Annotated in this window: 10 protein-coding genes and 1 pseudogene; 9 read left to right on the top strand and 2 right to left on the bottom strand. The window is 43.1% G+C overall.

Annotated elements, in window-relative coordinates:
- The first annotated feature begins 430 nt into the window (after window positions 1-430).
- Entirely contained in the window at window positions 431-2,203 is a 1,773-nt protein-coding gene (locus V7K30_RS19855) for a methyl-accepting chemotaxis protein (RefSeq protein WP_335002146.1), read from the top strand.
- A gap of 71 nt (window positions 2,204-2,274) precedes the next feature.
- Here V7K30_RS19855 and V7K30_RS19850 read toward each other — a convergent pair.
- Window positions 2,275-2,479 (bottom strand): annotated as a pseudogene (locus tag V7K30_RS19850) (dihydroxyacetone kinase subunit DhaK); the annotation flags it as partial.
- 499 nt (window positions 2,480-2,978) lie between these two features.
- On the opposite strand from V7K30_RS19850, the gene V7K30_RS19845 reads away from it, so the two are divergent.
- The 6 genes from V7K30_RS19845 to V7K30_RS19820 all read left to right on the top strand — a co-directional run bounded on the left by V7K30_RS19845 (window position 2,979) and on the right by V7K30_RS19820 (window position 11,585).
- Complete coding sequence (locus V7K30_RS19845; RefSeq protein ID WP_335002144.1) at window positions 2,979-4,739, top strand: HAMP domain-containing methyl-accepting chemotaxis protein; 1,761 nt, start codon at window positions 2,979-2,981, stop codon at window positions 4,737-4,739.
- A 9-nt stretch (window positions 4,740-4,748) separates the two neighbouring features.
- The gene (locus V7K30_RS19840) at window positions 4,749-5,480 is read left to right on the top strand and encodes a chemotaxis protein CheW (protein WP_335002142.1); all 732 of its coding nucleotides are present in this window, start codon (window positions 4,749-4,751) and stop codon (window positions 5,478-5,480) included.
- Between the two features lie 131 nt (window positions 5,481-5,611).
- Window positions 5,612-7,888: a hybrid sensor histidine kinase/response regulator gene (locus V7K30_RS19835; protein WP_335002140.1), complete on the top strand. Its 2,277-nt coding sequence runs from the start codon at window positions 5,612-5,614 to the stop codon at window positions 7,886-7,888.
- A 377-nt stretch (window positions 7,889-8,265) separates the two neighbouring features.
- The gene (locus V7K30_RS19830) at window positions 8,266-9,255 is read left to right on the top strand and encodes a chemotaxis response regulator protein-glutamate methylesterase (RefSeq protein WP_335002139.1); all 990 of its coding nucleotides are present in this window, start codon (window positions 8,266-8,268) and stop codon (window positions 9,253-9,255) included.
- A gap of 232 nt (window positions 9,256-9,487) precedes the next feature.
- A complete protein-coding gene (locus V7K30_RS19825) occupies window positions 9,488-10,888 on the top strand; it encodes a hybrid sensor histidine kinase/response regulator (protein ID WP_335002137.1) in 1,401 nt (466 codons plus the stop codon).
- A gap of 388 nt (window positions 10,889-11,276) precedes the next feature.
- Entirely contained in the window at window positions 11,277-11,585 is a 309-nt protein-coding gene (locus tag V7K30_RS19820) for an NIL domain-containing protein (RefSeq protein ID WP_335002135.1), read from the top strand.
- A gap of 64 nt (window positions 11,586-11,649) precedes the next feature.
- Here V7K30_RS19820 and V7K30_RS19815 read toward each other — a convergent pair whose 3' ends face one another.
- A complete protein-coding gene (locus V7K30_RS19815; RefSeq protein ID WP_196525356.1) occupies window positions 11,650-12,327 on the bottom strand; it encodes a response regulator transcription factor in 678 nt (225 codons plus the stop codon).
- A gap of 1,088 nt (window positions 12,328-13,415) precedes the next feature.
- Between V7K30_RS19815 and groES the strand changes: the two genes are divergently transcribed.
- The gene (groES, locus tag V7K30_RS19810) at window positions 13,416-13,727 is read left to right on the top strand and encodes a co-chaperone GroES (RefSeq protein WP_069071443.1); all 312 of its coding nucleotides are present in this window, start codon (window positions 13,416-13,418) and stop codon (window positions 13,725-13,727) included.
- 88 nt (window positions 13,728-13,815) lie between these two features.
- Window positions 13,816-15,450, top strand: coding sequence for a chaperonin GroEL (gene groL, locus V7K30_RS19805; protein ID WP_335002133.1), 1,635 nt, complete (start codon window positions 13,816-13,818; stop codon window positions 15,448-15,450).
- Window positions 15,451-15,457 lie beyond the last annotated feature (7 nt).

The following is a 15,457-nucleotide window of genomic DNA, read 5'->3' as shown; positions in this document are numbered from 1 at the left end:
TATTTGGAAGTCCCTAATTCGATGACTTGTGTGTACACCCTAGCCTAAAAGGAGAGAGGCTTTAAATCTTACTCCCCTTCCCTAGAAGGGAAGGGGCTGGGGGTTAGGTCTGTATTGGGCTAAACTGAGAACCGCTATATTCTTAACCGAGCAGTATTGGGATTTATCCACCTCAGAACTCCGTTCATCCACCTTTTATCCTCGTTCATCCACCTTTTATCCTCGTTCATCCACCTCAGAGACTCAAACTTCTTACTCAGCACTTTCAAATCAGAAGGAAAAGCTAGTCTCAAAACTAAGCTACCTACTTAATAATTTGTTTCAAAATTTAAAATACAGACTGTTCATCTTGTTTGTGATTTGGGAATTTTAAGAGTTGAAGGCGTTTTACGCCAGTAGACCAACATTAGGATACCCAATGTTCAAGAACATGACCTTGCAAACACGGTTGATCGGTTCATTTTTATTCATGGGACTGATTGTACTCGTAATGGCCTTGCTGGGATGGTTCACCACCAACCAGTTAAATCAGTACATTAACATCCTAGAGAAGGATAATATTCCCAGTGTGTCCGGGATATGGAAGATTAACGAAGGTCAGACACAAATCCAATCGGCAGAACGGTTACTATTTGATCCTGAAGTCACTGTTAGTGAAAGACAGGGTGCAATAACTCAAATCCAGGATGCTTGGAAACAGATTAACGATGGTATTAAACAGTACGAAGCAACGCCGTTAACCGAACAAGAAAAAAAAGAGTATGACTTACTTAAAGAACAACTGGATGTCTGGAAGCAAGCCCATGATAAATTGTTAGATATTGAGCAACAGTTCAATCAACTTGGTGTTCGCAATCCTTGGAAAAAACAAATTGAATTAATGCGTCAAGGAAAAGAAAAATCATCGAATTTTGCCACTATTCAAGCGGCAATTGAATTACGGAATCGCATGGATTCTGAGGGGGCAAATAAGGAGGAACCGTTATTTAAAATAACTGACGTGCAAGCAGGCAAACTTTTAAAACTTAATGAAGGTTACATATCAGATCTACAAAAAGAAGTCGAACAGAATGTGGCTCACAGCATTTTCTGGATTTGTGTAGGAATTTTCATTGGCCCGACAACTGCGATTATTTTGGGGGTTGTAATCGCTCGACAAGTTGCATCTCAGATTATTAGTCAGATTATGGGTGTCGTTAATCTTGCAGAGCAAATTTCCACGGGGAATTTAACAACTCAGGTCAAGGCTGACCCCAACAGCAAAGATGAAATGAATAGACTCTTAATTGCTTTCAAAACCATGACCCAGAATCTCAATACCCTGATTCGTCAGGTACAGCATTCAGGCATCCAAGTGACTACCTCAGCTACTCAAATAGCAGCTTCGGGTAAACAATTAGAAGCGACGCTGACCGAGCAGATAGCTTCTACTAATCAGGTAACTGCCGCGACCAAAGAAATTTCCGCCACCTCTAGGGAACTAGTAAGTGCAATGGAACAAGTTGCGACCATTTCACAAATCACGACGACAGCCGCGAATGATAGCCAAAAAGACATTTTGCGGATGGAAACCACCATGCGGCAGTTAGCAGAAGCCACTAATGCTGTTGCTGCCCGACTGGGAGTAATTAGCGAAAAGGCAAACAATATTAATACTATCGTCGTCACAATTACCAAGGTGGCAGACCAAACGAATCTGCTGTCATTAAATGCTGCCATCGAAGCCGAAAAAGCTGGAGAGTATGGCTTAGGTTTTGCTGTAGTTGCTAGAGAAATTCGCCGACTAGCAGATCAAACTGCCGTTGCTACCCTCGATATTGAGCAGACGGTGAAGCAGATGCAATCGTCAGTCTCTACGGGTGTGATGGAGATGGACAAGTTTGCCGCAGAAGTAGGGCGGAGTATAGAAGATGTTGGCAGCATCAGTACACAGGTTGGGCAAATTATCCAGCAAGTGCAAAACTTGAATCCGCGATTTGAGTTTGTCAACCAGGGTATGGAAACCCAATCTGTAGGAGCGCAACAAATTAGTGAGGCGATGGTGCAGTTGAGTGGTACCTCCGTGCAAACTACGAATTCCTTGCGGGAAATTAATCATGGCATAGCCCAACTGAACCAAGTGGCGCAGGGATTGCGTCAGGAGATTGCCCGCTTTCAGGTGAAAACAGAAGACGCTATACCGCTGATTCATCAAATCTCTTGAGCAGCCCTGATGAAATTGATCGCTACTTCATTAAATATTGAACGTTGTTGGAATTTTATCGGCATTCAGGGCGATCGCGTCAAAATTTCGGCAATCTCATCTACTGATTTGATGACTGTGCGTTCTGTTCCTGGCTCCCTGTGGATACCGATACCTAATTCGATTTTGCGATCGCACTGTACAAGATGTTAGAGCAATTCCCATACTTCGCCCATTCAGATTTACTCGGCGACATAAATTTGCTATTTGTGGCAAATCATACCCCACCTCTGCGGCTGGCGTTTTTATTGAGAATGAACAACGAACGAATAATGGGACTTAGACAAAAAACACCCATAAAAAAGCCTCAAATCTATATACAGACAGACTTTAACATCGTTTTGCTTAAAGAAAACCGAGTTCTTAATTTTGGATAAAGTCGAGCTAAGGGGAGACAGAGAGAACAAAGAGAATTAAATACTCATTCATCCACCTCAGAGACTCAAACTTCTTACTCAGTCCTCAGCATTTTCCAATCAGAAGGAAAAGCTAGTACAGCACGGCGTAAATAAGCCACCCATTCCAAATAAACGAAACGCTTACGCTGTATTAATTTTTAATTTTTAATTTTTAATTCCGCCTTGCGGTACTAGTCTCTAAACTAAGCTACCTACTTAATAATTTGTTTCAAAATTTAAAATACAGACTGTTCATTTTGTTTGTGATTTGGGAACTTTAATGGGTGAAGGCGTTTTGCACCACTAGACCAACATTAGGATACCCAATGTTTAAGAATATGACCTTACAAATACGGTTGATCAGTTCATTTTTATTCATGGGACTGATTGTACTCATAATGGCCTTGCCAGGATGGTTCACCACCAACGAGTTAAATCAGTATATTAACATACTAAGTAAAGATAACATCCCCAGTCTGTCCGGGATATGGAAGATTAACAAAGGTCAGACACAAATCCAATCGGCAGAACGGTTACTATTTGATCCTGAAGTCAGCGTTAGTGAAAGACAGGGTGCAATAGCTCAAATCCAAGACGCTTGGAAACAGATTAACGATGGTATTAGGCAGTACGAAGCAACGCCACTCAGCGAACAAGAAAAAAAAGAGTACAACATACTTAAAGAACAGCTGAATGTCTGGACGCAAATTCATGAAAAATTGTTAGAGAGTGAGCAACAGTTCAATAAACTTGGTATTCGCAATCCTTGGAAAAAACAAATTGAATTAATGCCTCAAGGAAAAGAAAACCCATCGGATTTTGCCAATATTCAAACGGCATTGGAATTACGTAATCACATGGATTCTGAGGGGGCAAATAAGGAGGAAGCTTTATTTAAAATAACTGACGAGCAAGCAGGCAAACTTTTAAAACTTAATGAAGGTTACATATCAGATATCCAAAAAGAAGTCGAACAGAATGTGGCTCGCAGCAATTTCTGGATTTCTGTAGGAATTTTCGTTGGCCCCACAACTGCAATTGTTTTGGGGTTTGTAATCGCTCGACAAGTTGCATTTCAGATTATTGGTGTCGTTAAGCTTGCAGAGCAAATTTCCGAGGGGAACTTAACAACTCAGGTCAAGTCTGACCCCAACAGCAAAGATGAAATCAATAGACTCTTAGCTACTTTCCAAACCATGACCCAGAATCTCAACACTCTGATTCGTCAGGTACAGCATTCAGGCATCCAAGTGACTACCTCAGCTACTCAAATAGCAGCTTCGGGTAAACAATTAGAAGGGACGCTTATCGAGCAGGTAGCTTCTACTAATCAGGTAACTACCGCGACCAAAGAAATTTCCGCCACCTCTAGGGAACTAGTAAGTGCAATGGAGCAAGTTGCGACCATTTCACAAGTCACGACGACAGCCGCGAATAATAGCCAAAAAGACATTTTGCGGATGGAAACCACCATGCGGCAGTTAGCAGAAGCCACTAGTGCTGTTGCTGCCCGACTGGGAGTAATTAGCGAAAAAGCAAACAATATTAATACTATCATCGTCACAATTACCAAGGTGGCAGACCAAACGAATCTGCTGTCATTAAATGCTGCCATCGAAGCCGAAAAAGCTGGAGAGTATGGCTTAGGCTTTGCTGTAGTTGCTAGAGAAATTCGCCGACTAGCAGATCAAACCGCCGTTGCTACCCTCGATATTGAACAGACGGTGAAGCAGATGCAATCGTCAGTCTCTACGGGTGTGATGGAGATGGACAAGTTTGCCGCAGAAGTAGGGCGGAATATAGAAGATGTTGGCAGCATCAATACACAGGTTGGGCAAATTATCGAGCAAGTGCAAGACATGAATCCGCGATTTGAGTTTGTCAACCACGGTATGGAAACCCAATCTGTGGGAGCGCAACAAATTAATGATGCGATGGTGCTGTTGAGCAGTACCTCCGTGCAAGCTATGGATTCCTTGCGGGAAATTAATCATGCCATAACCCAACTTAACCAAGTGGTGCAGGGATTGCGTCAAGAGATTGCCCGCTTTCAGGTGAAAACAGAAGACGCTATACCGCTGATTCATCAAACTTCTTGAGCAGCCCTTATGAACTTGATCGCTACCTCATCAAATATTGAACGTTGTTGGAATTTTATCGGCATTCAGGGCGATCGCTCCTGTCCCCAATTAGCCATATATACCCATTGCCGCAATTGCCCTGTTTACTCTACTGCTGGCCGTCATTTGCTAGAGCGCTCTATACCTGAAGATTATCAGCAAGAGTGGACTGAGCTATTGGCTAAATCTAGAGCCGATGAAAATTCCCAGATATCCCATGCTTTACCCACAACTCAAACTCTGACGGTTGTAATTTTTCGTCTGCAACGGGAATGGCTCGCACTTTCTGCCCAAATCTTTAAAGAAATTTCCCCTCCAACTGTGATTCATACCCTACCGCATCGCAGCAACCAAATCTTGCGAGGATTGGTGAGTATCCGAGGCGAATTGCTATTGTGTATCTCTTTGAGTGATCTGCTGAATCTGGAAGCTACTGATACAGCAGTACAAACGGTAAGTCGAGTGGTATATTCGCGCATGGTGATACTGGAAAAGGCAGCTAACACTTGGGTTTTTGCTGTAGATGAACTTTATGGGATACACCGATTTCACCGGGATGAATTACAAAATGCGCCTAAGAGCCTGACTCAAGTGACTCAAACCTACACTAAAGGATTATTCAACTGGCAACCTGTGGTGTCACAAATGGAGCGATCGCACAGCGTCAGCTATTTAGATGATGAATTGTTATTCACCACCTTGGCTAGGAAGGTACAGTGATCAAAAACCTAACCCCCAACCCCCTTCCCTACAAGGGAAGGGGGAGTTTAGCCCCCCTCTCCTCGTAGGAGAGGGGTCGGGGGAGAGGTTCTTCCAGGATTAATGAATCGGTGTTCTAGGAAGGTACAGTAATGTTAGAAGAATTTGATGTCAGCAATTTTTCCTTGCTTGATTTATTCAACATGGAAGTAAAAGCTCAAGTTGTGGTGTTGAATGATTGCCTGTTGGCACTGGAGACTAAGGCCGATCCCCAGCAAGAATTGGCAGCCTTAATGCGGGCAGCCCATTGCATTAAAGGCGCTGCCCGAATTGTCCAAATTGAGCCGGTTGTCAATCTTGCTCATGTGATGGAAGACTGTTTTGTTGCGGCTCAAGAGGGAAAAGTTATCTTGACTGCCGATCGCATTGATGTGTTGCTGCAAGGGGTAGATATGCTCCTGCATATAGCTGAAACGGTTACAGCTAACCCAAATTTGCAGATGTTAGAAGATGTTGGCATTCAATCGCTAGTGAGTGCGATCGCTAATATCTTAACTCCAAAGGCAACTTCTACAGAAATTCATCCCCTAATCACAACAGCGCAGTTAGAAGAGAACCAACAGACAATCCTTGTTTCCCCATCCCCGCTAAATATCTCCACATCTTCAGAAGAACTAGGCATTACCCAAAATCGGGCGGTGCGAATGAGTACTGAAAATCTGAATCGCTTGATGGGTTTAGCAGGAGAGTCTTTAGTTGAGGCGAACTCCTTAGAACCATTTGCTAACTCTTTGCTGAAGTTGAGAAGCAATCAGGGGGAATTGTCCAACCTGCTGGAGAAGTTACAGGAATTATTGGGCAACTATCATCTGGATCGGCAAATTAAACAAAACTTAAGTGCAGCCCATCAAAAAGCTAAAGAATGTTACCAGATGATGAGCGATCGCCAAAACGAACTAGAACTATTTTCTCAGCGTTCTGCTAACCTTGCCCATCGCCTGTATCAGGAAATTATTACTACCCGGATGTGTTCCTTTGCTGATGGGGGACAGGGATTTCCGCGGATGGTGCGTGACTTAGCAAGACAATTGGGTAAACGGGTGAAACTGGAAATCGTCGGTAAGTCTACTTTGGTAGATCGAGATATTCTAGAACGTCTGGAAGCTCCGTTGACTCATATTCTGCGGAATGCGATCGATCATGGCATTGAACCGCCCCAAGAGCGTCTAGCAGTAGGAAAGCCAGAAGAAGGAATTATTCGCATTGAAGTTACTCATCGCGCCGGAATGCTGTTTATCAGTGTTTCAGATGATGGACGGGGAATCGATATCGAGTTTTTGCGCCAAGCAGTGATCATCAAACAACTGACAAACCCGGAAATGGCCGCCCAACTTACCGAAGTCGAGTTAATGGAGTTCCTGTTTTTACCTGGTTTCTCCACAACTCAGACTGTCACCGAAATTTCGGGTCGAGGTGTGGGGCTGGATATAGCCCATAGCACAGTGCGGGAAGTTGGCGGAACGTTGCGGGCGGTTTCTGTGTTGGGAAGGGGCATGACCTTTTATTTGCAGTTACCATTGACGCTATCTGTGATTCGCACCCTGCTAGTAGAAATTGCCGGCGAACCCTATGCCTTTGGACTCGCACGCATTGAACAGGTAGTGATCTTGTCCAAGTCTAATATTGCTGTATCGGAAAATCGCCCATTTTTCCTCATGAAAAATCAACCTGTGGAGTTGATTTTGGCAAGTCAAGTTTTAGAGTTAGCATCACCTGCGGTGAATATAGAATCGCTGTCAGTTATTGTAATTAGCGATCGCCTTAACCGTTATGGATTAGTTGTAGATCGGTTTTTCGGTGAGTGCAGTTTGGTTATCCGACCTTTAGATCCCCGCCTTGGTAAAATCGCCAACATTAGCGCCGCCGCCCTGATGAATGATGGTTCGCCAGTGTTGATTGTCGATGTCGAAGATTTGGTACGTTCCATTGCTAAGGTATTTTCCAGTGGACAACTCTCTCAGGTAAATCAATCTGCTCATCAAGCAGTTACCAAAGTTTACAAGCGAGTGTTAGTGGTGGATGATTCGATCACGGTGCGCGAAATGGAGCGCAAACTCTTGGAAAACAATGGTTATAAAGCTGAAGTGGCGGTCAATGGTATTGATGGTTGGAATGCAATCCGTAGTGGCGATTATGACTTGGTGATCACAGATATTGATATGCCCCGAATGAATGGCTTTGAACTCACCAGCCAGATCAAAACTCATCCCAAGTTGAAGCAAATACCTGTGATTATCGTTTCTTACAAAGACCAGGAAGAAGACCGACTGCAAGGGTTAGAAGCAGGTGCAGACTACTACCTCACTAAGAGTAGCTTTCATGATGACACTCTGTTAAAGGCGGTGATTGATCTAATTGGAGAGGCTTAATATTAATACCAAATTTTGGATTTTGGATTTTGGATTAAAAGTCTTTATTCTCAAACAATACTATTTATCCCAATTTTGTATAATTAGATCGCAAAGACGCGATAAATCGCCGTCTTGACAATATCAATCTTTCATAGAGACGCTGATTTATCGCGTCTCTTGCCTTAACCGAATAGTATTGGAAGCGCTCTTACTTAATCTGGGTTTCTAGGGTTGTATTTGTAGCCTGATTTTGCAGAATTCATCCTATTTAGTGTGTCAACTTTAAATTGAGAAATAAAGGAACGAACCGCAAAGGAAGAAAGCGCTAAAATCGATTAGCAATAAATCTTTCACAATCCAAAATCCAAAATCCAAAATCCAAAATGGTATAACCTGTGAGAATTGCGATCGTCAACGATATGTTCATGGCTGTAGAAGCACTGCGGCGTGTTCTGGTAAAAGTACCAGACTATAAGCTGGCGTGGGTTGCTTACGATGGCGTGGAAGCGGTGAACAAATGTGCGGCTGATACTCCCGACTTGATTTTGATGGATGTGCTGATGTCTAGCATGGATGGAGTAGAAGCTACACGGCGCATCATGAGCCAATCTCCCTGCGCTATTGTGATGGTTACTGCTAGCGTTAATCGCTATGCAGCCAAGGTTTTTGAAGCAATGGGCTATGGAGCCTTGGATGCCATCAACACGCCAGCATTAGGTGATGATGGGCTACTAAATAAAATTGCGACGATCGCCCGCTTAATTGGTAAATCTTCACATCAGCGATCGCCCCCTCTCCATCGCCCAAAATCACTCCCACCCCTAATAGTCATGGGGGCTTCCACTGGTGGACCTAAAGCATTGACAACTATTCTCTCCCAATTTCCCCCAGATTTCCCGGCGGCTGTGGTCATTGTCCAGCATGTTGATGTCGAATTTATCACAGGTTTTGCCACCTGGTTAAACGAGCAAATTCCTCTGCCTGTGCAACTAGCGATCGCAGACGTTATACCACAGTCTGGTAAAATTCTCGTTGCTGGCACAAATCTTCATTTGGTGATGCGTCCCGACCTCACGCTTGGCTATGACAAAGAACCACTAGATTTTTACTACCATCCATCGGTCGATGTTTTCTTCAGCAGTGTGGCTAAACATTGGACAGGAAAGGGGGTTGGGGTGTTGCTGACGGGGATGGGTCAAGATGGCGCTCAAGGTTTAAAACGATTGCGCGAGGCAGGTTGGCACACTATTGCCCAAGACCGCAAAACTTGCGTTGTCTATGGTATGCCCAAAATAGCAGTGGAATTAGGAGCTGCGGTGGAGGTTTTGCCAGTTGAGGCGATCGCACCAGCCTGCATCAACTTTTTACCGTCTGGTTTACGGTAAATACTTAATATATTACTACTTAATTATATCATCTAACTTCCTTTGGATTACTGTGGGATATCTTAGTATAATAAGTTACCCTAAATTGGATACCCATGATTAAGATACCTTTAAAAAGTATTTCAAATTACTATAACTACTGAATTACTGGTATATAATTGCGACATTGTGGAATATAAATTTCCGTGATTACTTTGTGATTTTTCAAACAAACACCATTTATAGGTGCTAAATGAACCGACAACAAACAGCACTCTTACAAATATCTCAAGAGACAAAAAGATTATCACCGAAGTGGGGTGAACCACAAACCCCATCTGCTGTGCCATATATTCTGAATTCCAAAACATCCACAGTGAAGCTTTTGCTAATTGACGATCAGGTAATTATTAGCGAAGCTTTCCGTCGGATGATTGCGACAGAAACAGATATTTCCCTTCACTACACAAGTAATCCGGCTCAGGCTATTCAAGATGCGATCGCCATTGCACCAACGGTGATCTTCTTGGATATGATCATGCCAGATATCGATGGATTAATGCTACTGCGTTGGTTTCGCTCTCATCCAGTAACTCGTGATATTCCTATTGTCATGCTATCCAGTAAAGAAGAAGCAAAGCTCAAAGCCGATGCCTTTGCTGAGGGTGCAAATGACTACCTAATTAAGTTACCGGATGCAGTTGAGTTAATTGCCCGCATCCATTATCATTCCAAGGCATACAATAACCTCAAAGCACTGACTACAGCAACTGCTACTGCCCAACTTCAAGCACAAAAATTAGAACAGACCTTACGGGAATTACAAACTACCCAAGTTCAATTGATCCAGACAGAGAAAATGTCTAGCTTGGGTCGGATGGTTGCAGGTTTAGCCCACGAAATTAATAATCCTGTGAATTTTATTCAGGGCAATTTTAACCACTTGAATAACCATGTTAACTGTCTTTTAAATTTAATCGGACTATATAAACAAAAACATCCTGAATCACATTTTGTATTGCAAGATGATTATGGCGATTTTAACCTTGATTTTATCATCGATGATTTACCAAAAATTCTTTCATCCATGAAGATAGGGACTGATCGGATTCGTGACATTGTGCTGTCACTAAGAAACTTTTCTCGACTGGATAATTCCGAGAAAAAAGCTGTTAATATTCATGAAGGTATTGAAAGTACTTTATTACTTTTAAACCATCGGCTAAAACAAAAAATTGAAATTATTAAAATATATGGAAATCTTCCACTAATTCAATGTTATCCAGCCCAACTTAATCAAGTATTCATGAATATTCTTAGTAATGGTATTGATGCTTTACTAGAGCTACATGAACAGAGACAAAAGCAAATTGTGATTCAAACTGAAGTAACTGAATTGTCAACAGTCATAATTAGATTTAGAGATAACGGTTCTGGAATTGATTCCGAAATCCAAAGTAAGATATTTGATCCTTTTTTTACAACTAAACCTGTCAACAAAGGAACGGGGCTAGGTTTAGCAATTAGCTATCAAATTATTGAAAAGCATCAGGGAAATATCCAGCTAAAATCTGAACCTGCTTATGGAACAGAATTTGCGATTGAAATTCCAATAGCCTTACCAGTTACTAATTTTAGTACAATTCCTGTATAAGAAGTCAAAATCCAGAATCCAGAATTCAGCTATTGCCAGTTAGGTGTAGTTTTAGTTCGCCACCTAATTGTTTTGCACCAAATCTTTAATTTTGTAGGGGTCTTAAACCGTCAATTGAACTCCAATTCATGCCTAATTCTGACAGCTTTATTCTTTCCTGATAATTTACAGTAGTTTACAACTGTGTGATGTACAGAACTTAGCTCTGGTAGCCAGATATGAAGACTGTTTATTCCTGACAACTGACGCCAATATTTATGCTGTATATCACCGAATCTTGATTATGAATAATTTACCACTGCTTGCCTACGTGGGATGAGTGACGCTAGTCTTAAAAGAAATCGTGCAAAGCAAAACCCTCATCCAAGAAGTCGAGTAGGAAGCTCCAATGGCAATTCCAAATAAACAAGTAAAATCTAATACTGATATTTTAGATAATAGACGCACCCAAACTCGTATCCAAGTTCGCATTCCTAAAGATTTGTATGAGGAACCAGTCATTTCACGACTGGTTTCTCACTATGGGGTAACAGTCATTATTACTGATGCTCAGGTAAGCGCAAACGTGCCACAATATAGCTGCTTCGATCTGGAACTGCGAGGTACTGTTTCTCAGATTGAAAGCGCCCTAACTTACCTGGATGAACTGGATTTAGAAGTTTTGCACCAATCCAGCCCTGAAGAAGATGGGTGGTAATCAATTTCGGATTTCGGATTTTGGATTTTAGATTGATAATCCAAAATCCAAAATCTAAAATCGGCTATGCCATTTGATTTTCAATCGCCCACCGCGCTAATTCAGTGCGGTTATGGAGATTGGTTTTGCCCAACATATTGGACACATGGCTTTCAACCGTGCGCTGACTAACATTTAGTTCTTCAGCAATTTCCCGGTTAGCTAAACCCCTAGCGACAAACTGGACTACTTTCAGTTCGGTTGGGGTTAATTGCACATCGAAGGGAACCTGGATACGGGAACCGCTTTCGCCTCCTTTCGCTTGGTGTTCTTTCCAACGGATAGTTTGTTTCAGCGAGGATTCAACTTGCGCTACGAGTTCTTCTGGTTCAAAGGGTTTGACCATATAAACATCAGCACCTTTATTCAGACCCTTAACTCGGTCTGCACTTTGTCCCTTAGCTGAAAGGAAAAGAACCGGAATCCAGCTGGTGCGTTCGTTTTGCCGGACTTGTTCCACAAAAGTATATCCGTCCATTTCCGGCATCATCACGTCGCAGATGATCATGTCTGGAACATCTTGCTCTAAAATTTCCAGAGCTTCACGTCCATTTTCGGCGGTGATGACTTCATATCCCCGGAATTCCAAGTAATCCTTCACCAGCAAGATGAGGTTAGGGTCATCATCAATCAATAGAAGTCGTTTGTGATCTTTCATGCTGGGCTCTTTCATAGCAGTGGCACTTGTCGCGCTTCGGTCCATCAAAGTCTTGAATATTTATCCTCTCTGGTGGGTTATTTCGAGATGTTGTCCTTTTTCCTACTTAACTTGCCTTTACTGTCTCGAAGCCTCAAAAATGCCGAGCATTTTCAAGAGACTAGTAGCTAGATAGCTAAAGTCCAGCAAGGATACGTATAGCAGTAGTATCTATAATGCGCTATTATATATCGCATTGAAAGGGGCGGGCGAAAAAACACTGATTAAATAATAATCTTTCTGACTCACAAGTAAGTATTGGCTTAAAGATGACCCTAGCTAAAAACCAACCCGCACTTTCTTTAAGCTTACTGCTATACCATATCTTTCGGTCGTTAAGCCTCTATGAGGTGTTCACAAGAAACTACGCAAGTTTCTGGCAAAGGATGGGTTAAAAACGCATATTTTTCTACCACCTTATTGCCTATTCAGTGTTCTCGGATGATCCGCAGGGTAACTTCCGGGTTTGCTTGGCGAAAGCAGACACCATCACGGTAAACCACCATTATGGGTCTAGAACAAGAAACACGCAAGCAGTTGGCTTTAGTTCTAAAGACCCAAATGGGATGACTCTGTTGCGGCTCATCAAATTTTAACTCTTTAAGTCGCTTTTTTAAGTATTCCCAGGATTCCAGACTAGCTCGTTTTGAGCAGCAATTAACAATTGTCTGGTCAGCGCAAATAAAAAAATGTGTCGCTGAATTTTGCAAGTCCTAAAGTTTCTACACAATTACTCAGGGCTTTATGTTCTGGAGACTTAGTGGTTTTTGGGATTTGATGGGTGGACTGGATCACTGTATTGTTACTCATCGAGCGGCTCTCTGATTACAGTTCTATAACAATTTCCAATGAATCGGGAGTGGGGAGTGGGGAATGGGGAAGAATTCTTATAACTGGCTACTCCTTACTCCCGATTCTCTTCGTAACTTATAGAACCGAACCTGAAAGATAAGAATAATTAAGCATTTATACTTAAGTACACCGATGATCTTCTAGTTCGGGAACCCGTACTCAAGGGATTCTTGCCATTGGATGCTACTTTTCGGTAGATTAGCACTCAGGAGTTGAGAGTGCTAAACTCTGGAGGAAATAATATGGCTGCTTTATCTTTAAGCGTTTCTACAGTTAAACCTTTGAGCGATCGCGTTTTCGTAAAAGTGAACGCTTCTGAGGAAAAGACCGCAGGTGGTCTGTATTTGCCCGACACCGCCAAGGAAAAGCCCCAGGTAGGGGAAGTAGTCGCCCTTGGTCCTGGCAAGCGTAACGATGACGGTAGCCGTCAGGAATTGGAAATTAAAGTCGGCGATAAGGTGCTGTACTCTAAGTACGCCGGCACTGACATCAAACTCGGCACTGAAGAATATGTACTGCTTTCTGAAAAAGATATTTTAGCAGTCGTTATTTAGTGGGGAATGGGGAAGAGGGAAGAGTTTTCCCAATGCCCAATGCCCAATTCAAGAAAAAATTGACTTAACTCTCGGAATTTAGACACCTATGGCAAAGCGCATTATCTACAACGAAAACGCCCGTCGCGCCTTAGAACGAGGCATTGACATTCTGGCTGAGGCTGTAGCTGTTACCCTTGGCCCCAAAGGTCGTAACGTAGTTCTAGAAAAGAAATTTGGCGCACCGCAAATTGTCAATGACGGTGTAACGATCGCCAAAGAAATCGAATTAGAAGACCACATTGAAAACACTGGCGTAGCTTTGATTCGTCAAGCTGCTTCTAAAACCAACGATGCTGCGGGCGATGGCACCACAACTGCCACCGTTTTAGCTCATGCGATCGTCAAAGAAGGCTTGCGGAACGTTGCAGCTGGTGCTAATGCAATTTCGCTGAAGCGTGGTATTGATAAAGCTACTGCCTTCCTAGTAGAGAAAATCAAAGAACACGCCCGTCCAGTGGAAGATTCCAAAGCCATTGCCCAAGTTGGTGCGATCTCGGCTGGTAATGACGAAGAAGTCGGTCAGATGATTGCTCAAGCAATGGACAAGGTGGGCAAGGAAGGCGTAATTTCCCTAGAAGAAGGGAAATCTATGTTCACCGAGTTGGAAATCACTGAAGGGATGCGCTTTGACAAAGGCTACATCTCTCCTTATTTCGCCACCGATGCTGAACGGATGGAAGCGGTTTTTGATGAGCCTTTCCTACTGCTGACCGATAAGAAAATCGCCCTAGTACAAGACCTCGTACCAGTGTTAGAGCAAGTAGCTCGTGCTGGTCGTCCTTTGGTGATTATCGCCGAAGATATTGAAAAAGAAGCTTTGGCAACCTTAGTAGTAAACCGTTTGCGCGGTGTACTCAACGTGGCTGCTGTTAAGGCTCCTGGCTTTGGCGATCGCCGCAAAGCACTATTAGAAGACATCGCTGTTTTAACTGGTGGTCAACTAATTACCGAAGATGCTGGTCTGAAGCTAGATAACACCAAGCTGGATAGCTTGGGTAAAGCTCGCCGGATCACCATCACCAAGGACAGCACTACAATTGTTGCCGAAGGTAACGAAGCTCCTGTTAAGGCTCGTGTCGAACAGATTCGTCGTCAAATCGATGAAACCGAATCTTCCTACGACAAAGAGAAACTGCAAGAGCGTCTTGCTAAACTCTCTGGTGGTGTCGCTGTGGTGAAAGTGGGTGCAGCGACCGAAACTGAAATGAAAGACAAGAAACTGCGCCTAGAAGACGCTATCAACGCCACTAAAGCTGCTGTGGAAGAAGGTATTGTTCCTGGCGGTGGTACAACTCTGGCTCACCTTGCTCCTGAATTGGAAGTTTGGGCGAAGGAAAATCTTAAAGATGAAGAGTTGATTGGTGCTTTGATTGTCGTTCGCGCCTTACCTGCACCTCTGAAGCGGATTGCTGAAAACGCCGGTCAGAATGGTGCTGTGATCGCTGAACGTGTGAAAGAGAAAGAATTTAATGTTGGCTACAATGCTGCGACAAACGAATTCGTCGATTTGTTTGCTGCTGGTATTGTTGACCCTGCTAAAGTGACTCGTTCTGCTCTGCAAAACGCTGCTTCCATCGCTGGTATGGTGTTGACAACCGAATGTATCATAGTTGACAAGCCTGAGCCTAAGGATGGCGCTCCTGCTGGCGCTGGCGCTGGTGGCGGAGACTTCGATTACTAATACTTTG

The sequence above is a fragment of the Nostoc sp. genome (assembly GCF_036917655.1).
Classification (GTDB): Bacteria; Cyanobacteriota; Cyanobacteriia; order Cyanobacteriales; family Nostocaceae; genus Nostoc.
Note: the sequence above shows the minus strand (reverse complement) of the source record. Positions and strands in the feature narration are given on the sequence as shown.